Here is a 26,078-nt window from a genome sequence, read left to right on the forward strand (position 1 = left end):
AAAAAATTGTTTTTTAGCCATTTTTGGTCGTTTTTTTTCAAAAAAAGCCAAAAATATGGTTTTGCTCGCCAAAATGATTACATCTTTATTGATAAATATATTATTTGGTTATTTATAAATAAATACTTATTAATTAAATTAAGGAGAAACTTATGAGTTATAAGAAAAAAAATAAGAAAGTATTGCTTACTTCATTAGCTTCATATACGACTCTAACAGGAATTTTGCTTACTTCAACAATCGGTATTTCTGCTAGTACCACAAATATTACAGACGCAGACTTACCAAGAATACCAAGTGAGAAACATGGTCAAATTAGTAAAGTTCATCATAATGATGACGAACAAATTCGCAAATTATATGACCTTTTAAACATTAACGATAGTAACTGATTACCTGAAGAAGTGCGTGAATCATTTAATTACTTTAATGAAAATGCACCTTTAACAATTGATTCAGCTAGTGCTACAATGGAAGATATTTATAAACGTACCCAAGCTATTAAAAAACTTGGTCTTTTCGTAAAAAGAAATATTAACCACTATGATACAATTATAGAATGAGATGGTAGTGGTGCTAAAGATCATGATGGGCGAAATACATCATTTTTCGACAAAATGGATCAGTATTGAAAAGAATTTCAAGGCTACCAAAGACAATATCAAGAATTTTTAGCTAATGGTTCAGGCGGCTTAAATGAACAAGCATTCATCCAAAAACGAACAGAAGTAACTGAGAGAGCCTTAAAACTTTATTGCTACACTCTTGATGCTACCAACTCCCATCCACATGGACAACATTCTAATTTATATACAGAATCTAATGAGGTTTTTAATAATATTGCAAAAAAACACCAATTAATCGGTCATATTTCAGGTGTTATGCCTTCATCATCAAGTTTTAAATGATATGCTTTAAATAACTTTAGTTTCAACAGTCACAACTTTAATGGATATTATAATGCCTCAAATGTGGATGAATCGCAAAAATTAGACTTCGTTAACTTCCAAAATTTAGGTCAAAACAAGGGTAATGATAGTTGAACTATTAAGTTATTAGGTAATGCCAACCCATTAATGGTTGTTGGCTATTTAAATAATATTGTCCAAGCCAATAACCTTAATATACATGATCCGAACATTCAAAGAATCTTAAAAAGTATCTTCCGTGTTGTTTATTCATTCGTTAGTTTCGAAAAATCATGAACATTAGCTCATTCAAACGGCTGATTTAACTCTTCAAATAAACAAGAATTTTTAAGAAATTCTAGTGGTAAATCGGTTTCTGAACTATTATTAATTTTTCAAGGACAAGTGCTTGCCAACTTACGTCAATTAGGTTTAGATATTCAAGCAGCATTATCGGATGCTATCTTTAAATATACCCTTGATCCAAGTGTAAAAGGCATTTCGTCAATTCAAAATATTATTAAAGTCTTAAATAGATATTTTAACCCAGCATCAACTAACTATGATTATGTATGAGGCCAAGCTTTAGACTATGAGAATGACAGATTAATATTCATGAGATTTATGTCTGGATATTTACCTTCAATGCTTAAGGGTGAATACCACCTTTCACCACCAGACAATCTTGGACAAGTAAAAGAAATTGCTTTAAAAAGCGTTATGCAAGGTATTTTAGGACACAAAGAACCTGGTTTCTATGAAAAAGATCCAATTAATAATCCTGGAAATTATACCCGTATCACTGGAAGTGGCTCAACAGATAAAAATGAACAAATTTGAGATGCTGCTAAACTAATTTGAAGAAAAAGAAATGCTAAACAGGATAGTGATGAACCTACAACTAAAGAAGAATGAATTCAAGTTTACAACGAATATTCTTTAATTTTATCTACTAACTCGATAAGAAGTGCTTTAGGTGGTATTGATACCAATAATGGTCAGTCTATTAAAGACAATGATAACCTTAATAATGTATATATCGATAATGTTACTGAGTTAAAACCTAATACTGACTATAGTTTTGGTAAAACTTTAAATGCTTTATTTTTTGCAAACAAAATTATTACAAATAATAATATTAATATTGATACTAAATACGACGAAAACGGTAATCAAAAATATCGTCATTATATAGAATCGTTTAACAGTTTAAAAACACAGTATGATAGTGCAGATAAAACCAAAAAAATTGAATTATTAATTCCAAAAGGTCCGATTTTATCTAGAAGCCACTTTAATACTTATGATGAGTATAAAGAAGCTTACACTAAATATTTAGAATTCTTCGATACAGAATTCGTTAAAGAATTTGGTCACTTAGGAACATTGCCTACACCTGTTAAACCAATTATTTCAGGTGCTTTTGAAAATGAAAGAAATAGTAAAACATATACCGAATTATTTGAAAATTATTTAACTAAAGTTAAAGCTATTGTTGATTTAAACAGAAATTTACGTAATAAAGCCTTACAACAAATTGTTGAAATTCCGCTTTTAGGTGATCAAAACCTTGACCGTGTGGAAGTTCACTTTAAAGATGGCCAAGTTTCATACGGTCTAAGTCAAACTTGACCGATTAAAAAAGGAACACGCAAACCTGAATACTTCCCTGATGTAGAAGCAATTTATGTGGGCGAAGAAAGAATTAAAATTGATAAAAATTCAAAAAACATTATTTGAGTCGACCCAGCTAACAAATATAAAGGTATTTTAAGAATAATGCCTGGAACTAACACATCGCAACTTGACGTTGATAACCCAACATCAATTATTTCATTGCGTAATAGCTTAATTCGTCATCTAGATAAAAGCGCAAAAAGAGACTATAACATCTATGTTAAAGCCTTAATTGAATATTTTGATGCTCATAAAGATGGTTTAACTACTGATGAAATTAGCCAATTAAGTAAAGATATTACAGATGAATTTTCATTAAAAAATCCTGATGGATTAATAGATGTTGATGGTTATACTGTAACCGATCAAACAGGTGAATATAAAACCGTTGATAAAAAAGCGACTGTTTGAGATGGCATTAACATGAATCACAATAATAGTTCAAACGGTAAAACTAATTCAACACGATTGGAAATCGATAAATCATTAATTAAGAAAATTGAAGATAAAAAAGCTTTAATTAAAAGCAAATATGATGCTAACCAAGCAAGAGTTAAAGCATTACGTGATGCAACAATTGCATTAATTAAAGCTTCAAAATTCGATAGTTCTGACGATCAATACGCAGCTAAAAAATCAGCTTTAGAAGAGCAAATTAATCAATCAAAAGCAATATTCCCTAAACTAGTTAAAAACTCAGAAGATGCTCTTAAAACTGCAGAAGTTATTTATAAATATACAAAATATTTAGATCAAAGATATCAAAGTGGAGGAAATAACGTTCCAAAAGCTAGTTTTGGTGACTTTGCAATCCGTATTGTTTCTGTCGATAATGCAGAATATAGAACCATGTTAAATGGTTTAATGATGATTATTGAAAAAGAAAGATTCGAAAAAGTTAAATTTGGCTATGATGGTGCTCCAAAATCAATTACCCTTAGTGAATGAACTAAAGCTAAAAAATGATTTGATGATTTCTACAACGAAAATGATGAGGATACTAAATTATTTGTCAACGATAAAAATGATTTAACAAGCAAAATTGAAATTGTTTATGCTATTTTAAAAGATACTAATAAACAATCTCAAAGCGTCGACAGATTTAACATTGACGAATCATTATTCACTGATGACATTAACAAAGTTATTCCTGATGCTTGATTTGAAACAGCCAGAGAATACAATAGTGCTGCTCTAGCTGCTGAAAAATTAGAAATTCAAAATGCAAACTTAGAAGCTTTAAAAGCTACAAAAAAAGCTGTTGAACATTCATATGTTGTTTACGATAAAGATGGCCAATACTTTACTAATTATAATGGTGCTTTAGCCTTAAACACTAGTGATGAACTTTACAAACTAGTAAAAAGTGCTAAAGATTTAATTAAAAATATTGATCCAAATAAAGAAAATGGTAAATATGCCATCATTAAGGCTGATTATGAAGGTTATAATGCTGCTTTAGCAGCTATGGCTGAATTAATTCACATACAAAAAGAAATTAATAGTAAAGAATATAAAGCCTTTAATAAAACAGTTTGAGAAAACTATGACAAGAAATTAGTTTTATGATCAAACAGAATTGACTACGGTTGATTAAAAGATCTTACTGAAGATGGAAGCCTTAGTGGCAATAATGCAAAAGATAAAACTGAAGTTGCTTTAACCCAAATTCAAGATTCTAATCCTTTTAAAGGTGTAAATAACTCATCAATAAGAAATATTTTATTAAGTAAAATCTTCTTCTTACAATACCTAAATAATTATCAATATGTAAAAAGTAACTATATTCCAGATTTAGACTTTAAAAATGATAATACAATAAAAGTTAATGACGACGTTAAAACAAAAGGTATTACTACAATTGGTTCTAATAATGCTAAAGCACAAGGTAAAATCTCAGTCGCTTTACGGGCTGATACTGCCTTAAATCAAAGTAATTTAATTGATTCACTTAAGAAGATGTACAAAGTTTTAGCTAAACCTAAAGCTAAAAATAATGGTTCGACTACTACAGGCGAAGCTTTTAATTCATTTGCAGAAGATGAACGTGGACAATTAATCGACTTTAACTCAATTCGTTCATATATTAGTAGTATTAACGGTAAAACTGATGATTATGAGTATGTAAAAAATCCTACTCAAGCTCAAAAATCACAATTAAGAACTTTATACGAATCAGTTAAAGATACTAAACCAAGTAATGCTGGAGGCATTAAAGCTGCTGCATATTTTGTCAAAATCCTTGAAAAAGTTGAATGAATGCTTGCCATTGATGACGCTAAAAAAGAACTAGATAATAACACAGCTCTTTCAGGCAATGGTAAGCAAGAAAAAGAAAAACATTATCACTTAAATGCCTATACACAAGCCGAATTAAACGAAGCTTATGAATGATTATTAACTGCAAGCCAATTATGAACAACTGCTAAAAATATCCATGCATACTATGAGAAAAATAAAGAAAATGTTAGTGGTAAAAATGTAGAATCTTACTGAAAAAATAAAATTTCGACACCTGTTTATGATGAATATATAAAGCAACGTCAAAACGCTAAAGATGCTTATGGTGATAGTAGTGATGCATATTACTTTGAAGCTGATCCTTCAAGCAAAAACTTAATTAAAAAATCTTATAAAGATTTAGATAATGCGCAAGTAACTGATGAAAACAAAATTAAAGAAGCTCATACTTTAGCTAAAAAAACTTTAGCTTCTTTAGCTGGTAATTCAGCAACCATTTTACCTGGTTTATTAAGCTTAAATGAACAATTACAAGCACTTGAAAAAGCTGTTCCAAAAGATGATGCTAAAATTAATAAAACAAAACAAGAAATTGAGGCTCTAAAATCAAAATTACAATTAGGAATTTTAGAATTATTTACTAATGCCGTTAATGCAATTAGTGACTCACCTGTTGATCCAGCTAAATTAAAAGAATTAATCGCTGAATTAAATGGTCAATTATCTTACAATTCATCTGATACAAGCGACACTAGCTGAAAAACAAAACAAACTAATAACAATACTGTTGATGTTGTTTATGGTATTGAGCCACAGCAATTTATCTTAGCTAAAACCGAAAAACCAAATAATTCAAATTCTGGTGGATACGCTATCTTTAATAATAATTATAGAACTGCTCCAACTGATGCAGAAAGAAAGTTATTAGGTGATTTACGTGACGATATAGATTACAACACTATTTTTGCTAACCACAAATACACACAAAACTTTGACCATTATGCTGATCATCCAACAAGCATTTTAACTACAAATAGTGGTGCTGATAAACAAACCAAACAAATTGACATGGATATCATGACTAAATTATTGGAAAGCCGCATGATAGCTCATGTTTACAAGTCAATTTATTGAGCTTATGAAGATTATTTAATTATTACTAAAACTGCTGAATATGCCAGTGAATTAGATCAAAACGGTAAGAAAAAATACTCAATTAAGCAGGCTTTTGAAGAAACTAAGAAATTCTTGGAAAATGAAGCTAATGGCTTTAAAGCTGGTGCGCTAAGTTATAATGAAGTAGATGGCAAAATTCCGCTTCCTAATTTATCAACTAAAATGGATCAATATTCAGAAGAATACTTCAAATTAGTTTATAAATACCTTAACTCTCCACGTGCTGACCGTGAAAGCTTTAGAACTATTGGAAGTTCATTAGAAAATGCTATTAAACTTAATGCAGTTAGTGATAAAAATAGCCGTTTAGCATACATTAAGTTCTACAAAAACTATATCGATGCTAGAGATAAACTTACTGCTGAAGTTTCAACTATTTCAGGAGAAGCATTCAAACACCAAGATTCTTCTCAAACTGGCTCAGCACAGCAAAATTACAAACAATTATTCGAAGCTTACCAAGATGTAATTAAATATCTTAAATACGGTGCAGCTAACGCAGCTAACCAAGCAATTGAAAGTGGTGATGAACAAAAATTCTTAGATATTCTTAATCGTGGTAAAAAAGAAACCGATAAACAACTTAGTGAAGTATTAACATACAGTATTTTAGTGCTTAAAGATTTCTTAGATAATCAAACTATCGAAACACTAGATAAAAGTAATGATGCTGAGAAATTAAAAGCTAATAAAGAAAATAACCACTACTATTCTCAAGAAGAATTAAAAGAATTAGCTATAAAACTTTATAAAGCTAAACAAGCTAAAGTTGAAGCAGACAACAAAGAAAAAGTTGACACCGCTAAATACATTTATGATTTTGCCACAAAATTAAAAGAAGAATTAACTTTATCAGTAAATGAAAGATTAAGCGATAAAATTGAAAAAATTCAAGATCACGCTAAGGCATTAAAAGTGCAATTGGACATAATTGCTGAATTTACTGATGCTAATGATCAAAATAAATATGATGAAAATGCTAAAAAAGTTTACGATGCTTACTTAGAACTATATAAAGTAGCTCAAGCTGTAATCGAATACTCATTAATCTTAGTTAAGATTCAAAAAGAAGATGTTTATTCATTAGAAAACTTACAAACTCAAATTAAAAATCTTAAACTAACTAATGTTAAAACTGACAGCATTAAATCATGAACTAATGTAATTGATAAACTTTATGAAGCTGTGTCTACTGCTAAAAATGCTCAAGCTTATAAAGAATATGCTGCATCAGATTATGCTAAAGCTAAGGCTGATATGCCTGATCCTTCACGTTCACAAGGAAGCTCTTCTTTCTCTAATGATTACGGAAAACTTTATGAAGAAACTGATAAAGCTTTAATAGAATTCTTATCAAAAATTGTTGATACCGAGAGTGAACAAACCAAAGCAAATATCACCGATTTAGCTTCAATTAAAGATAAATTAGATGATATGAGCCAAAAAATTCTTGATGTTAACTCTAAAGGTAATAATATTGTTGATCTAGCAAATGAAAAATTCAAGGAAGTTGTTGAAGCAATCGATAAATTTGCAGCTAACAAAGACTTTACCTTCTCAGGTAAAATGAAAATTAGTGAAACAGCTTACGATAGACTCACTAAACAATTAAACAGATATTTATTACTATTAGCTGCGCAATTCAAGGTAAATAACTTAATTTTTGATGATAATATCAACGATTCATTTGTTGAATTTGATACTTTACAAAGTTCACAAAGTGATGAATTAGCAATCAGTAAAGCAATTATTAAGCAAATTGAGGCTTGAGGTAAGATTGCAGAAGTGCATTCTTCATCTTCAAATAATTCACAAATAGAATTACTACGCTTAATTTACCAAAACACATTAAGAAACTTAATTAATAACTCTACTGAAGATAAAAAAGCACGCATCACTACAATTGAAAAATGAATGAACGCAACCAACCACTTAGAAACATTAGTTATTGGTTCGGAAAACAACTACAACAATATTAATAACGAAACATTATTAACCTTACAACAACAAAATACTAAAGTTGAAAGCCAATTTAATGCCTTATTACAATTACTTATATACATTCGTGCAAAATTTGCAAATTCAGAATATAAAGTTGAAAAAGAAAATGGTGATTTAGAAGATAAAGTAGGATTTAACCCAATTTTCGCCTTCAATAAAGATAAACAAGTTGCTCGTGATTTAGACCAATTATTCGCTAAAATGGGCAATAATAAAGCTTCTTTATCTAATGTTGACTCATTAATTATTTCATCAACATTAGAAAAATTAATTGGCTTTAATGGTCGTTATGCGCAATTTGAACTAGATAATGATAATTATTACCAAACCTATGAAGATCGCGAAAAAATTACTGGTGCTTATTCATACTTCTTAAAACACATTAATCGTCCAAATACCAACAGAATTAAAGACTTAATTACTAATGAAATTGGCGATTTAACGGGCGCAAATAACCAATTATTAACTGTTTTAGATAAAGCTGATAATAAAGAAATCTTTGGTGCTGATTCAATCATGAGTCTCACTTTAGTAAGCTATTTAAAAGATTTAAATACTTTAAATGAAATTCATGTATGACAAACTGAATTGATTTTAGCTGCTTGAGATTATTTAGCTACAGGTAGTCAAGATTCGTTAGATAAATTCAATACTTTAATTGCTAAAGAAGACGATATTAAGACCAAAAATAAAGCTTTCACAGAGTTATTTAACAATGAGGTAAAAGAAAAAGACTACGAAAAACAATTCGCTGATACTACATTGGTTTATTTACACAATTTGCCAAAAATATTAAGGCTTTAGGTGATAAATTAGTTGGTGTAACTAAAGCTAAAACCTATGAAGAAAATAACAGAATTTTAGATGACATTTTAGATTACATCGACAATAATGAAAATAATAAAGATATTGCTGATTTTAGCCAATACACTAGTGCAGACAATAAATACGACGCAATCGAATTTATCAAAAAAGAAATAAACTTCAAAGAATTAAAAACATCAATTAAATTCATCATTCAACGTCGTAAATTTGAAATTCAAGTTGAAAAACTAAACGATATCAGCTACCGTGAATACAGCGATGGCCATGAAATCGTAAACTTAGTAAAAGAATCGATGAGCTTACCGGCTGCCGATAAGAAAATTAAAGAGTTCGCCAAAATCTTATTGCAAGCAAAACAATTAAATAAACTTTATGCACAATATGCAAATACTCAAAATGAAGTAAACATTACCCACACCAGAGACGAATTATTAAGTTCATACACACGTTATTTACAAAAATTAAGTGAATTTAATAGAAATAATACTGAAACCGGTAAAGATGAACGTTACAAAGATTTATTCAACAAAGTTAAAGAGACTGTTTCTTTAGTAAGTGAAGAAGCCAAATTTACCATTTTACTTGATCAATATATGGTAAATCCAACAGCATATAACCGCTACTTAGTTGAAGAACAAATTACTAATTTAAATGGTAAATCAACCTATGTGCATGAAAATGCAGTGTTATTAACTATTGCAGAATTAGTAAGTGAATACTATGAAGCTGAAAAAGATAGACTAGACAGTAAAGATTCAAATAGTTTAAGTCTTAAAGATGCACAAAATATTCACTGGATGATTAAATACTTAACTTCTAACTTAAGTAAAACTAATCCACCACAAAACTTAAAAGTTTATGAAGGTGCAAGCGATAGTGATGTTGACCAATTTGATGTAATCATAGACAATTTCAAAGCAAAATACAAAACAATGTATAGCTACATTATGGCTTTAAGTTCAGAAAAAGAAGCCTTCGATGCTGCTCATGCTGACTTGGTATTAACAAGTGAAGAAAGAGAATTATTGGCAAGCGAACCTTCAGACCCAGAAGCTATTGCTAACAGAGAAAAAGCTCTTAAAAAATTCTTAAAATACCACGATGCTTATGCAGCTCATGCAAAATCAAAATCGAGCCAATTAAGCGCTCCTACAGGTGAATTAGGAAAAATTTACGATAAGGATCTCGATACTGCAACAAACAATGTTAAGCTAATTAAAGAATTAGAAGCTAAATATGAAAAAATAGAATACATCCGTTACACCTACGAAGAATTAATTAAATATGCTAACTTCGATACTTTCAAAACTGAAGATAGATACTTAAAAGATGAAACAGGTTTAGATAAATTAGATGAACACGGACAAAAAATTAAGATTGGAACTAAAGAAGTATTCAACCTAAGCGACATTGAAAAACGTAAACAAAAACAAATCGAAATTCAACGTAATTACATTGCTAAATTAGACCAAAACGACCCAGCTACAGTATCATTAGCAAAATTATTAAACTTAATTAATGTAATTTCTTCAATTGTAAGTTCGATGACAATCGACCCTCAATTCGCTTACACTAATAATCCATATTCTAGTGATCGTGCAGCCACAATTTTTGAAGGACCTACCGGTACAATTAATTCTCGTGAAACTTATGCGATTAAAACAATTAATAATCAAAAAATTGTTCCAACTGAAACAATGATCATGCAATCCGGTGCAAATAAACGCCACAAAGCTTTAATCGATATTATGCTTGTGCGTCTAGATAAATTACACCAATTAGCTGATTTAACCAATGCCTTTGCTCGTTCAACAGTTGATGTTGAGGCTAAAGTCGGTAAAACCGACGATAATGAAGTCGCTCCAGATGCTGACGAAAAAGACAAAATCATGAGTAGTTTCCAACGCTTCATCGATAAATTCGAGAAATTAGAAAAAGCTATGAATGATAATTCAATCAATAAAGAAACTACTTTAGGTGATAAAAATATCGAACAAGATAATGATTTCTATGCTACATTCAAATACACTTATGAGCTTATTAAAAACTCTAAATCTAAAGTTGAAAGACTAAAAGAATACTTAGATTTATTAGAAAAAATTGAAGAACTTAAACCATTACCTGGTAAATCTAAAGAAGAAGAGGCGTTGAAATTGATTGACGCTTACATCGATAAATATGACCGTTCTTTAGGCAGTGATTATTACAATAACCGTACTAAACCAGACTCAATAGTTGAACAATACCGTGACAAAGAAAAGAATGCTTACGATATAACATTCAAAGAAATTTCTATTTTATTTGATATTAATAAGACAATTGGTAAAAATAATGAAGGCTATTTAGCCGATCACTATATAAGTCAAAAAGCTTATTCTGGTGTTGGTGCTTTATTAACGACACAATTATCAGCTCGTAACGCTTTAAGACGTTTATCAATCGATTTACGTGCTTACTTTAGCTCAACCGAGAAATTAGTTTCAAATGCCTACCTAAACAATGGTAAAGCTGATGAGAAGGTGATTAATGATTACAAAGGTAAAGAAACTCTTTTCATCAAAGATTATGGAAAACCTCTTGATGATGTAGAGGGAATTGTTTGAAATAATCAAATTTTAGCTGCTTTATCAAACAACTACAATTCATTGAATGAACTTAAAGAAGCTTTTGGACACTTACAAAGAATTATTGAAATTAATAAAGAATATAAATTAGTTGTCGATGCTTACTTACGTCACCCAAGCAAAGAAAACCTACAAAAAGTTTTATCTATGCAACCTGGTTCATATAGATTGAGACTAAAAAATGAAATTGACTGAGTTAATGCAAAAATCATTAACAGAACCGATTTAACAGCTACTAGCCCAATTAGTCCTGAACTAATTCGTTTAGCTAAGGATATAGTAAAAGCTTCAAAATCGTATATTATTAAGGTTCAAATTGTTGAATCACTTAAAGCTGCTGCTTATTCAACCGACTTATCAAGATTCGACGTTACAAAGATTAATTTAGGTATTGATTCGTTAAGTGATGAAGAAAATAAAGTTAATTTACTTGATTTAATTGGTGTTGATGAAAACTTCAATATTATTAAAGATCAAGTTGGAAACTATAAAGAAGATTCATTATATGACTATGCAACAAGCTTTGGGGGATCATCAATCCGCTTTGTATTATGAAAACTTTCTGATGTTGTAACTGATAATCCAAATAATCCTGAGTTATCAGCTTTCACAGGAAACCACAATTATGTTAAAGCCTTTACTTTACTAGCTAAAAAATCAAATATATTACGTGAACAAGGTCACGAAGCAGCAGGTTCAAGAGAAGCTCTTGATGAATTAGAAAAATTCATTTTAGCACTTAATGATGATCCTAATGCTGTTGATGAAAATAGCCCAACAGCATCATATAATGAGCCAATCGACAATAAAGATACAAACTTTGAACGTGTACTACATGCTCGTTACTTATCATTACGTAAGACTTTTGAATTAGTAGAATCTGAAAAAGCATACTTATTAACAAATGATGAAGCTGATTATCAAAAAATTCTTAAAGTTACTGAAGAATTGAAAATATGAAGACAACAAAGAAATCCAAAATGAAAAGAAATTAATAAATTCTTATATGATGATGAAGAAGCTATTTTCGCTACTTTAGCTCCTTTAAAAGACTCACTTGAAGCTTTAAAAAATTACAAAAACGAGCCAACTACAGATAATTTAGATAAATTGAATGAAGCTATATCTAAGTTATCAGAAGCAGCTGAAAATGTTAAAAAATTACGTGAACAATTCAAAGATGATGAATTAAAACGCTTCCCATATGAAAATAATTTATTAACAGATAAAATCTTAGCTAAAGTAGAAGTTTTAAAAGCTTCTGCTGAAGCAATTAGAGATGTAAATGGCTTTGTGGATGATCATTCGGATGCTCACTCATCAGCAGCAATAGTATCACTTGAAAAATTACGCCAAGTAACTGAAAACTTGCCTGAAAATGCTGTAGATAAGGGCTTATATAAACAATTAGCTTTAGCAAAAGATATTGCTGATTTAGTAAAAATTGTTAATGATGCAATTAATAAAATTGATGCAGTCGATGAAAACGTAGAGATTAAGCTTGAATATGCTCTTACTCAATTAGCTAAATTTAAACAAGACAACGAAGAAATCTATAAAGAAAAATTATTTGCTGTAATGGCTGATAAATTAGAAAAAGAATTAGCTAAACTAGAAGCAATTTATAACCATTATCTTGCAACTGTTAACACTTATGCACAGCCAGATTCAACAAATAAAGACAAACAAAATAGCACTTTAGAAAAAATAGATCAAGTTAAAGCTGAAATTAAAGAAGAAGTTAAATTATTAGCTAATGATGCTTTAGTAATGGTTGATATTAAAGCTCAAATGGATGAATATAGTGCTAAAAGCACTGTTGATGCAAACCGTGAAGCTGAAATCAATAATTTAATCACTAAATTAAAAGCAGATATTGAAACTCATAAAAATGCTTTATATGGACGTGCAGAAAATGTTGCTACAGCTTTAGAAAAAGAGATAGCTAAAGTGGCTTTAGCAAAAATCAAACATCTTGAAAATGAATTTAATTTAGTTAAATTAGCCAATAAAATGGATAATGAAGCAAAAGAATTAGAAGATAAATTAAGCAAAAAAGCCAAATTGTTAGAAAAACAAAAAGCTGGAGAAGATGTAACAAACGAATTAAACGCATTAGAAACTGAAATTACAGATCTTAAAACCACAATTAAGCAAACAAGCGACTCAATTGATAGCGAAGTAGCTAAATCAAATACTAATAAAAATGAATTAATTAACAGCTTAGCTAATTTTGATGTTAAATTTAACGAAAACAACGATGTAGCAGGCTCAATTAACGTAATTAAAGATATTAATAATGCCATAATTGAACAACAAGAAAAAGCTTTAGAAGGCATTGATAAAACAGATAAAGATAAAGTTCTAGACTTGCAAAAACAACTTGAAGACTTACAAAATAATGAAACCATCAAAGCTAAATTAGGCACTAAATTAGATACACTAAAAGCTAAAGCTGATAAATTAGTTAATGAAAGAGAACTTTTCGACAGCTTTATCAATATGGCTCAACTACCTGATAAAGTACATAAAGAAAAATTCGATAAAGCACGTGATGCCGCAAATAAACAGCCAGAAGAAGGCGACAACACCAGTGCACAAGCAATTTTCAACAAGACTTTAGATACATATTACAATTTAATGTCACAACGTAATTACCCTGACCCATTAACTGTTGAATATGCACAATTAGTAAAAGAAAATGGTAAAGAATTCATTAAAGAAGTAGATAAACTAATTGAAATTTACAATAATGAAGCAACTAAAGGTGAATTAAGCCAAGCTCAAAAGCAAATTATCGATCAACTAAAAATAGCTAAAGAAATTATTGATATTGAGACTGAATTAATTGCTAATATTACCTATGCAGCACTAAATCCAAGTGTAGAAAATGTACAATTAGTAAGCAAACAAGCCGCTACAATCAATGCAAAAGTTGATGAAATTAAAGCTAAATACAACGATAAATACGATGCTGTTTTAAGCTTAGCTCTCAATACCAAAAAGGATAGCGAAGAATTAGTTAAAGCTCAAGATAACTCTGACGATAAAATTTTAAATGCTTTAGAAAAAGCATTAATTAAGACAAGAGGCGGTAAAGCTCTAGAGGCTCAAGAAGTTGCAAATCTTAAGAGATTGGAACAACAAGTACCACGTCGTCAAGACAATTTCGGTTTACGTAAAGCCTTAACTATTGATATTGACCGTGCTATTAGCGAATCAGATACAATTAGACAACTAAATGAATTCGCTAAGGTTAATGACAAAGAATTCGCAGCAAAAGAAATTCGCGATGATATTGAACGTATTAACCAAAATCTTGCTTACTATAATGATTTATTAGCTAAGGAAGGCATTAGCGATTTTGAAAAAGCAGAAGCTCAAGAACAAATTGCTAGTCTTGAAGCTAAAAAAGCTAAAAAATTAGCTGAAATTGAACACATAATCAATGAAGGAATCGATGCTAAAAACCAAGCAATTGATGAATTAATCAGAGTTGAACAAGAAAAATCAGCACAAATTATCGGTGTTTACAACGACGAAATAGCTCGTTATGAAAAATTACAAAAAGATTATGAAGATAAAATCAAGGATCTTGATAGTCAAATCAAAGCTAAAGAAGTTGAAAAAGAACAATTAGAAACATTACAAAATAATAACCAAGCTGAAATTGATAAATTAACTAATGTTGAATTGCCTGCTAAGGCTAAAGAAGTAAAAGATGCAAAAGCAAAATGAATTTCACTAAAAGAAAAAAGAGAAGAAATTGAAAGACGATTAACAACTGATCCATCTAATTTAGGATTACAAAAAGCCTTAGAACATGCTAAAGCTGAAGAAATGAAACAAAAAGAATCATTAGATAAATTGCTAAGCGAGCAGGAATCATTAATTCAAAATCTTAAAGCTAAAGAAGCAAATGCTAAGTTAATTGCTAAATCTCTTGCTGATACTGAAAGTGCTATATCACAGTTGAAAAAATCAAAATCAGATGAAAATGCACACGCAGAAGCATTAGATTTAACTAACCGTGTAAATGACTTAAAAGCTAAATTAGACGAAACTAAGAAAGCAAGTGAAAAACGTCTTAATGATTATCAAGCAATTAAAGAAAAAGCACAAAATAAAGATGAATATATCAGTGATGCTTTAATTGAAGTCTTAAAAGAAACACAACAAAACTTACCAGAAGCACATGTTGCAACCGAATATGCACAAATGCTTGATAAAATTCATGATGCATTAAACAAATTCACTCAAAACCCAAGCGAAGAAAATCGTTTATTAGTTGAAAAAACTTCTGCGGAATTAAATAAAAAACGTGACAAATTCAATGCATTAACTGAAGAAGAAAAAGCTAAATTACCACAAACTATTGTTGATCTAATCAAAACAAAAGAAGAGCAATTAACAGTAAAACAAATTGATGCTGACTTAAAAGCTGCCTTATCTGAAAGTGCTGATAATCTTGATGATAAAGCTAAATATACTGATTTAGTGAATAAATTAGCCAAAGCTGAAGATTACTATGCAAACATGAAAGATCCAAAAGATCAAAAACTTAAAGAAACAATTGATTTAGCTAATAAGTTAAAAGAAAGCTTAAGCAGTCTAAATAATGAATTAGACAAAGACAATATTAATCCTGATTTAGATAGCATTAATGATGATATTCATAATATTAGTAAGATAAAAGCTGACAATGTAATTGCACAAGCAATTAAAGATCAAGCTCTTAAAAACGCTAAAAAAGCTAAAGCTGAAATAGAATTCAGAATTAGTATTACACAAAATGCTAATAAAGAAGGCGAATTAACAGAAAATGATGCTAATGATCTTGAAAGAAAAATTGAAGCAATTAAAGCCACCTTTGCTGATTTAAATAACCTAAGCGAAAGCGAACAAGCATTATTAAATGATGCATTGAAAGCCAAAAAAGTAGTCTCACTAATTGCACAAGCTAACAAAGAAGCTAAAGATTATCGTGCAAAAGTTGACCAATTAGCTGATACAAGATATAATGATCCTAAATTGCAATTACTTAAAGTTGAAGTTGAAAAAGCTAAAGCTAAATATGCACAAACATTGGCTGAGCTAAAAGCTGCTGTTGATGATTTAGCTAATGCACAGCTAAGATTGATTAATAGTAAATCTGAATTTAAACCAGAACAAAGTAAATACGGCAAAGAATCATTGCTTACAAGAAGCATAAAAGACGCAACAAAAGCTAATAATAATATGGCATTCGGTATAAGCCACACTAAATATATTTTAGAGTTAGCAAAAGCATTAAAAGAAGCATCAGCTAATAATAATGCTAATGAACAATTAATTAATAAATTAGTGAACGAAGCTGAAAATGTTAAAGACCGTCACGACAAAAAAGATGGTGAAGGCAAACATTATGGAGCTAAAAAACCTAATGCACAACAATTAGCTAATATTGCTAAGTTGATTCAAAAACAAAAAGAAGGCTTATGAAAATTAAGCAAAAAAGAACTAGAAGAAAACTTGAAGACATTTAACCAAGTATATGATTACTACTTAGATGAATTAATTCAAAGTGAATTAAATGACATTGCTAAAGAACAAATTCGTTTAATTCATAGAGAAATTAATGCACGTAGAGGTAATTTAATTGCTATTATCACCACAGCAGCAATTTCATCTGTTCTTGTAATAAGCTTAATCGCCGGTGTATTCAGTGCGCTTAAAAACCGCAAAAAAAATAAAAAATAATCATTAAAAAATACGGGCAAAGCTCGTATTTTTTGATATCTTTTTATCCCTTTATAAACCTAACTTTACTTTAAATAAGGCTTATTTCATTTTATTTAAATGAATCATATTTATATAAAAATAAAATTATTTATGAGTATTGATATGTTTAATTAAGTGAAAGCAACTAATTCATTATTTTGTTTTGACCGAAAGTGCTGTATTATAGTTATTTTATGCTCATTATTATGTTTAATCGCTTTTTAATAATATATTTTTTTATTTTAAACAAAATGTTTGAAAATGTAATTAAAAACCATAAATTAGTAAAATATATAATGTATCTAAAATAATCTTTAGATATTAAATAAGGAGAAATATGAGAAAAAAATTAATGATTTTAAGCACGGCAACTTCCCTAATTGCTTGTGCATCAGTTGTTAGTTGCAACGGTATAAAAAATCAAAAAGAAACTGAAGAACAATTAAAAAAAGAGTTAAATGAATTGGCACAAAAAATTAATTCTACTAACTTATCATATGATAATCAAAGTGATGTTTTGAGCTCATCAGTTAAAAAAAGTGATATCAAAATTAATTTAGAAAACAAAAATAAATATAATTTTGAAATCACAAAATTAGAAGCAAATGATACAGAAGGTAAATTAAAAGTTACTTTCAAAATTAACCAAAAAGACAATACTACAGTGTTTTCAGACGAACACACCATTGAATGAAAAGGTTTTAAAATCAAACAAAATAGTGATCAAGATACACAAATAAACTCTTTTGATGCATTTTATGATGAAGTGAAGGATTCACTAAGAATAATTCCTGGTAAAGAAACTGAATTTGTTGAAAAAATCAAAACTGAAATTGATTTATGGTGATCAAGAAGTGAAAAGCAATTCATTTATGAACCTAAAGGTACAGTTCCAAACTTTAGAGATAAAAGCTCATACAAACCTCTACTTGAAGTTAGTGGTTTAGCACAAACTGATTTTCAATTCGCAAACCCTGAAGCACCAACATTTGTAGAAGGTAAATTTACAAAAATTAGTAATAAAATTCAATTTAAAATTGAAGGCGAAAAAGTTGTTTTAACTTTTAAAATAGCTAAATTTATCAAAAATAAAGAGCCAGAAGTTAGTGAGAAAATTTATACTTTAGAAGTAGATTTCCCTTCAAAGGATGCCTTAGAAATTGATGAAAAGGCTAAGGAAGCAACTTTTGACTATCCGGATATTAAAAATACATATATTAAAGATTTTGATGAAAGTAAATTAGTAAAAAAAGCGCCTGACGGTTTTGAATTTTCGTATTTCAAAGCTGTGCCTAGCGAAGAAACAAATGATGTAACTATTATTTACAAAATTAAAAAAACAGGAACAAACATTGAAAATAAACGCAATCAACATTTTGATTTAAAAGGTTGAAAGCTTACTCCTGAACAGGAACAAGAATTGGAAGAGAAGAAAAACCAACTTAGCAGCATTTTTGAAAAAATGACTTTACACTTTGCAGATGAAATGGCATATCAGTTTGTTGTTGCTAATAAAGCTGTAGAGAATGATAATAAGCCAAATTTTGTTATTAAAAATCTTAAAACAAATGACTACGGATTTAAGTTTATTAGTGTCGAAGAAAAAGAAGTTAATAATGCTAGAAAATGATTTGTAAAAATTAAACTTTGAACAAATCTCAATAAAGACGTATTCATCGAGAAGGACAAAGAAGTAGATTTAAAAGCATACTCAAGAGGGATAAATCCACATGGACTAACTGCCGATGAACAAAAAAATTATCTTCAAGATAAATTAGATAATCTTAAATTGAATCCTAAATTTTCAAAAGACAAATATTTTATTGAGAATGGCAAATATAATGAATTATCAAATGAATCATATTGATTATCAAATCCATTGCGTGAATTAGCGTTACATTTTCAAAATAATAAAAAAGCCGATGAAAAACACACTGTTGAAGTGGTCGCTTCATTTAAAGATTGAACAGAAAGCCCAAAAGTTACAAAAGAAATAGAAATTGATTTGTCTAAAACAGGTGTACAAATACATAATGAAAAAAACCCTGATAAGCCTTGACAAGATGTATTGGCACCACAACGAACAATTCCTGATCAAGACATATCGAAAGATTTAATTTTACCAAGCGATTGAAAAGGAACCGATAAAGACGATACAGACATTCCTAATAATAAAATTCAATACAAAAAACCAATTGAAGAGTGAAAATCAAAAGGACTATACACCACTAAGGCTATTTTAGACGATTACAAAGCAGGAAAAAATAAAGAGCCATTTTTACAGTCATTCATCATCGATAAAAAAGGTGATGTATGAAGCTTTAAATCTACCACAAGATTTTTACCAAATAAAAAACAAAATTTATTTCAAAATGAGCAACAGCTAATCGTTATTAGTGATTTTAAATCAGAAATTGGTCATGATAGTGTAAAAATAACTTTATTAACCGTCCAAGAATTAAAATCTAAAGATTTTAGCTCATTAGTATCGGCTAGAGTTAATGTTTCTGTTGATCCAAATCAAAAAGATCCACAAGAATTTAATAAAAAGTTAGTTAATACAAATTGAATGAAAGATAAAATTCAATGAAAAAAAGAAAGTAAAGCAACAATCACTGGCCAAGAAAATATGACCTTAGAACAAGCTAAACAAGATAATGATTTACATTCCAAAGTAAAAATTGAAAACTTACCTAGTGGATGAAAGATAACTAAAGCTGTTATAAATACTAATAAAAAGGGCCAAAAGCAAACACTTGGAGTAGTTTTCTCAAAGGATGATTTATCAACATTCCAAATTAATTTCCAAATCGAGCAATTTAAAACAAATTAATTCGTTTTTTTCCTAAAATAAACGTAGCACAGGACTATTACATATAATAAATTAATTTTATATATGTAATAAATAAAACAAAAGTCTCAAATATTATATTGAGACTTTTGTTTTTATCCTAAAATTTGGCACCGTAGATAGTTTTGTGTAATAAATTTGGATTTGTGTGATTGCTATTATCAAATCCCATACTATAAGTAAGCCAGAGATAAATTTACACAAAATTTTTATACTATCGCGGGTAATGGTAACTTTGTTATATGGTGCTCGAGACAGGACTTGAACCTGCATGCCGTGAAGCACTAGATCCTTAGTCTAGCGTGTCTGCCAATTTCACCACTCGAGCATCCAATATATTTTAACATATAAAAATTTAAGTTTATAATTAATTACTGCCTTCAAATTAATTTTTTTTATGGAATTGTTACCATATAATAATCTTAAATAAATAACAAAAATTATTATATATTTCTTAATTACATATATAATAATGTTATGAATTTATTAGTTCACACGGTAAGTTCATTACCCTGATATGGTATAAAACTATCAAATGCTGAATATATCTGTAAAGCTTATTCAAATCACAACTTTTCAGGTTGTGATTTGCTTTTATTAAGCATCAAATATATCTTTAAAATTCAATATTTCTTTTAAACTCCATTATTTTATGTATTCAAATCGACAAATTAAATATACTAATAATAATCATATTTATTATTCTCATTTAGGGAAATGCGAATAATAAATAAAACAAGAGGACATTGGGTTCTCTTGTTTTTTTATTTTTTAAACTAATTCAAAATATTTTAATTCTACTTTTATAATTTTTGCAACAACATCTAAAAATTGTTTGTATTGTTCATTAGTTAAATTTGATTTAATAACATTATATTCATTGTTAATTTTACTTATAGCATTGTTGATTTTAGTTTTATTTTCTTCAGAATCTTTATTTTCAAGCTTAGAACTTAAGATTTGTTTGATTTCATCTAAAATATTTTTTTCTTTACCTTGAATTTCTGCGTCATCGTCTATACCAAATTTTTTGTCATTTTTAATGTCATCATTACGAATTATTGTCCCGAAAAAAGCTTTAACATTTAGCTTAACTAACTGTAGGTGGCTAATTTTATCATCTAAATATTTTACATATTTAGCTTTTTCTTCTTTATCTTTGATCTCGTTTAAAAGTTTAAGTTCAGCCTCTTTTTGCTTCATTAAATCAGCTTTTGATAATCCATCATCAGCCTTAATCAACTTTAGAGCTTCTGCATAGTTTTGATTAAATAATTCATTTACTGTTTGATTTTTTTCATTAATTTGCTTATCTAGATCAGATTCGCCATTTGACGGATTACCCTGTGATGAGCCATTATTAGGTAATTGTCCACCTTTGTCCTTGTTAGCTGAATTATCATTATTATTGTTATTATTATTGTTATTATTATTGTTATTATTGCCTTTATTTTGATTAGAACAGCTCACACTAATAGCTGGTAAAATTAATGATGAAGCGCTAGCCAAAATGATTAATCTTTTTTTATTCATATACATTTCCTTTCATATTCTTATTTTAAGACATCGCTAATTATACAAAAACGAATATTTTTTAGAAAGGTTTTTCTACAAAATATTCGTTTTTTTAATTATCTTTATTGATCAAAATCTTTCATATAAACTATATACATCGATTTGTCGTCGACATAAGAATAATCATATTCTTCATTTTCAAGATAGTCTAATAAGACTGTTCTAAGTGCCCCTGTTCCTTTTCCTGTGGTGAAGCCTATAGAATAATATTTTTTTATTTCAGCATTGATTATTGACATAACTATCAATGTGTGTGCTTCATCGCTTCTTAATCCATGTAAATCAATGATGTTATCAACATCACTATCATAATTATTTAAAGCAAATACCATTACTTCTCCTGGCACTTAGGGCAATAGTAAGTACCTCTTTGATTAATGAAGCTTTTTAAAATACTGGATTTACATTTTTTGCAAGGCATATTAGCTCTCAGATGCACTTTTAATTCATTTTGATATGAACCTTTTTTACCATCAAGAGATGAATAGGTTTGTATTGAAGAGCCACCAAGTTCAATCGCTTTAGCTAAAATTTTATCAGCAGAAACTAAAATATTTTTAGCTTCTTCTTCAGTTATATCTTTAGCAGCTCTATTAGGATTGATTTTGCAAGCGAATAAAACTTCATTCACATAAATATTACCTAAACCAACTATAATGCTTTGATCTAACAAAACTGTTTTTATGGCGGTTGATTTTTTAGATATTTTTTTACTAAAATCAGTGTAGTTCAGATCTTTTGGGTATTTTCCTAATTTGGATAAGGGAGGCGTGCTATACAAATTTAACTTATTTTTTATCTCAAAAGTACCGAATTTTCTTTCGTCTTTGTAATACAAATTAATGTTGCTAAGTTTAAAAATGATATGTTCGTGTTTTGAAGGGCGGCGATCTATTTTACTTGTATTATAGCCGCCACTCATTCGCAAGTGAGAGACTATAAATTTATCATTATCTAGTTCAAAAATTATAAATTTTCCACAATTAAATACATTTTTAATTGATTCATTTAAGCAAGAATTTTTAAATTCTAATAAGGATGCATTCTTTATTAGCTTATTTTCTTTAATAATCAAATCAATAATTTTTTGGTTAATAATTTTAGTTTTTAAGTCGTTAACGACTGTAACTACTTCTGGTAATTCTGGCATAACTACATTATAAAACATCACAGTTAATTATTTATAAATATTCTGGTTATGTTAACCTTAAATATTAAATACATAAAAAAACCAAAAAGCCTGTAGTACAGTCCTTTTGGTTAGAAAATTATTTTTTATTAAAAACTAATTCGTAAATTTGTTCATATTTTTCAACTGGAATAAATTTAACTGCATCCTTAACTTCATCAGAAATATCTCTTAGGTTTTTTTCGTTTGATTTAGGGATAAATACTGTTTTTACATCACTTTTGTATGCAGCGAAAGATTTTTCTTTTAAACCGCCAATTTCAAGTACTCTGCCACGCAAGGTAATCTCTCCAGTCATTGCAATATCTTGAGGAACTGCGCGACCTGATAATGCTGAGATTATAGCGGTGGTAAAAGTAACTCCAGCGCTAGGCCCATCTTTAGGAACTGCCCCTTCAGGAACGTGAATATGGATTACATTTTTGTCGAAGTCAAATTTTTCAATACCATATTTTTTAGCATTAGCTTGCACATAGGTGAAGGCTATATTAGCAGATTCTTTCATTACATCTTTTAATGAACCTGTTAATTTAATCCCGCCAGTTTTTGAAGGAACAGGGATTACTTCGATTTTTAAAGTAGAACCACCAATTGAAGTAAAAGCTAAGCCATTGACAATACCAACTTGAGCTTCTTCTTTAGCTTTATCATAAGTATAAAGAGGTGTTCCTAATAATTCGTTTGCTATTTTAATATCAATAGTAAATGATTCTAATTTTTCGCCTGAAACTACCTTTGTTACTATCTTTCTAGCTAATTTATCTAGTACTCTTTTTAGCTGTCTTACACCAGATTCCGCTGTGTAATGCTTAATTACAAATTCTAAAACTTCATCGCTAATATTAAATAATTGTTTATCTAATCCAGCTTGCTTAAGGGCAATATCAATTAAGTGTTCACGTGCAATTTTAATTTTTTCACTAATAGTATAGCTATAAAGCTCGATAATTTCAACACGATCTAATAATGCGGCGGGAATGTTTCCGATATAGTTTGCTGTGGCTATAAATAATATTTTAGATAAATCATATTCGTGTTCCAAATAATTATCTTGGAATTTTGCATTTTGTTCAGGATCTAAAACTTCTAGCATTGCTGAAGTGGGATCACCACGCATGTTTGAGGTCATTTTATCAATTTCATCAAGCAAGATAATAGGATTAGATACGCCTGAACGATGTAAAGCTTTAATAATTTTACCAGGCATAGCTCCAACATAGGTGCGACGGTGTCCACGAATTTCACTTTCATCATTAAGTCCGCCTAAGCTAATTTTTACAAAGCTTTTATTCAAGGCTTCTGCAATAGCTCTGGCTAATGAAGTTTTACCAACACCAGGAGGGCCAACTAAAGTTAAAATTGGCACATTATTAAATTCAGTTTGGACTTTTGCGCCTTGTGAACCATTATCTTTAAATAAATCTAAATCTATTTGCGTATTTTTATCCAGTGGAATAATTTTATTTTCATTTTTAAGTTTATCTAAATTTTTATGGTTAATAATTAATGAAATATATTCAATAATTCTTTCCTTAACTTCGTTCAAACCATAGTGATTGCGATTTAAAATTTCTTTTACCTTAGATATATCTAAGCTTTCAACTTCGGTTTTTCTTCATGGGAGCTCTTTTAGTAATTTAATGTATGCTGCCGCAATGTTTGCATCAGGTCCCATTCCTGAAATATCTTTTCTTTCAATTTCAGAGTCAATAAGCTTAATAACTGATTCAGGATAAATGAGTCTTTGCTTTTCATCTTTAAGGGTTTCAGCAAAATTACCTTTTCCGGCGCTTTCTGATCCAGTAGTTTCGCCTAATTTTTCCCGCATTACCTTGATTTTTTCACGCAACATGTACTCTCTTTGCTGTTTTTCCATGTTTTCTTTCATTTTTAAATCAATTTCTTTATCTAGATCACGTGAAATTTTTTCTTTGGCTTTATCTTCTTCACTTAATTTTAGATCTCTAATATTACTTTTATCTTCTTTAGAAGAATATTCTATGTCTCTAACTAATGAAATGACAAATTGAGGATCAAAGCTTAGTTTGTCAATATTTTTAATTGGATTATTGATTGGTAAAGTTCTTAAAAAATTCATTTGTTCCTCGTCAAATATATTTTTATTTGAGAATAAACCAATAAATAAGCATTTAATTCAAATAAATTGTTCTTTAAAGTTAGGCAATTTATAAAGTTCTAAAAGCATGTTATTTTCTAAAAATAACATTTTAGTAAAGCTGGTGAAAATTTCAAATTCATCAGGAATTTGATTTGTATATGCTTCGTCCCCTTCAAAAATTAAATCATCTAAAGGGTGTAGGTTTAATAAATTGTTTTGTCATAAATTGCTAAAAATATTGGCAATTTTAGGCATTAAGTTTTTCGATGATAAATTTGTTAAAGTTGCGTCGAGTTCACCAATAACCTGGTGGATGGTTGCATAATCTTCGTTATCCTCATTTTCTAAGCGATCATTAGCCATAATAATTGGGTTTCTTGTGGCGCTAACTTCAAAAATTTCAGCAATATTATTGACATTTTCACTTCCGTCAGCAGCGTAAAATGGTTTTTGACTTAATTTGCATCTTACTATTGGTTTTAAACAAACATCATAATAAAGATTTTTATTAGTAATAGTCTTTTTAACTCTGATAATTTTTGCGTGGGTTGCATAACTTCCAATTGTTGCCAATGATTCAGGATCATAAACAACTTTTAAAGTTTCTTTAAAGCCAAAAAGATGTGTGTGATTATATAAAATAAAAACATCTAAATCTTTTTCGTCTATAGTATCTTCTTTTTTGTTTTCAAAAGCATCTGCTAATTTAGCTAAAACTTCACTATTAAAATGTCCAAATTTACGGTCTTCAAGTCTAATTCATTGTCTATTGTTCCCGATAAATACCTTTGAAATTTCACCAAAATCATTAATATTTAAAACTAAAGCTCTTTTTTTCATAATTCTCCTTTTTTTTAGCACTATGAAGCTTCAATGCTAAAAAATTCTATATGTATATATAATACTCTATTTTTTTGTTATTCTTGCTATATTTATAATTTTTTTAATTATTTTTCTTCACAAAATGTTGATTAAAAAAAATTTTACCAATTTGCCTATTGTATAGGCTTTTTGGTAAAATTATAATTATTTTAAAACTATATTTACAATTTTATTAGGAACATAAATTATTTGTTTTATATCTTGGCCATTAATTCACTTGGCTACTAATTCTTTTGCTTTATCAACCACT

The 26,078-nt window shown here is 29.0% G+C and carries 7 protein-coding genes and 1 tRNA gene; 3 read left to right on the forward strand and 5 right to left on the reverse strand.

The features are described 5' to 3' along the window. Nucleotides 1-152 precede the first annotated feature (152 nt). The 3 genes from T385_RS0100990 to T385_RS0101000 all read left to right on the forward strand — a co-directional run bounded on the left by T385_RS0100990 (nucleotide 153) and on the right by T385_RS0101000 (nucleotide 20,045). Complete coding sequence (locus T385_RS0100990; protein ID WP_029905711.1) at nucleotides 153-8,807, forward strand: hypothetical protein; 8,655 nt, start codon at nucleotides 153-155, stop codon at nucleotides 8,805-8,807. Nucleotides 8,808-9,121: 314 nt separating this feature from the next. Further along, complete coding sequence (locus T385_RS0100995; protein ID WP_029905713.1) at nucleotides 9,122-17,191, forward strand: coiled-coil domain-containing protein; 8,070 nt, start codon at nucleotides 9,122-9,124, stop codon at nucleotides 17,189-17,191. Between the two features lie 358 nt (nucleotides 17,192-17,549). After that, on the forward strand, nucleotides 17,550-20,045 hold the full coding sequence (locus T385_RS0101000; protein WP_029905715.1) for a lipoprotein 17-related variable surface protein: 2,496 nt from the start codon (nucleotides 17,550-17,552) through the stop codon (nucleotides 20,043-20,045). A gap of 261 nt (nucleotides 20,046-20,306) precedes the next feature. Here T385_RS0101000 and T385_RS0101005 read toward each other — a convergent pair. From T385_RS0101005 to lon, 5 genes are all read right to left on the reverse strand, one after another. Continuing rightward, nucleotides 20,307-20,391 (reverse strand) — tRNA-Leu (locus T385_RS0101005). Nucleotides 20,392-20,834: 443 nt separating this feature from the next. Beyond that, nucleotides 20,835-21,596, reverse strand: a complete 762-nt coding sequence (locus T385_RS0101010) for a hypothetical protein (protein ID WP_029905717.1) — start codon at nucleotides 21,594-21,596, stop codon at nucleotides 20,835-20,837. Between the two features lie 104 nt (nucleotides 21,597-21,700). Beyond that, nucleotides 21,701-21,970: a Smr/MutS family protein gene (locus T385_RS0101015; RefSeq protein ID WP_051677943.1), complete on the reverse strand. Its 270-nt coding sequence runs from the start codon at nucleotides 21,968-21,970 to the stop codon at nucleotides 21,701-21,703. After that, nucleotides 21,970-22,806: a DNA-formamidopyrimidine glycosylase gene (gene mutM / locus T385_RS0101020; RefSeq protein WP_245601761.1), complete on the reverse strand. Its 837-nt coding sequence runs from the start codon at nucleotides 22,804-22,806 to the stop codon at nucleotides 21,970-21,972. Before mutM ends, T385_RS0101015 begins: the two co-directional genes overlap by 1 nt. Before the next feature lie 100 nt (nucleotides 22,807-22,906). Beyond that, nucleotides 22,907-25,786: an endopeptidase La gene (lon, locus tag T385_RS03730; protein ID WP_051677944.1), complete on the reverse strand. Its 2,880-nt coding sequence runs from the start codon at nucleotides 25,784-25,786 to the stop codon at nucleotides 22,907-22,909. Nucleotides 25,787-26,078 lie beyond the last annotated feature (292 nt).

This window comes from Mycoplasmopsis opalescens ATCC 27921, from assembly GCF_000712185.1.
GTDB classification, from domain to species: Bacteria; Bacillota_I; Bacilli_A; order Mycoplasmatales; family Metamycoplasmataceae; genus Mycoplasmopsis; species Mycoplasmopsis opalescens.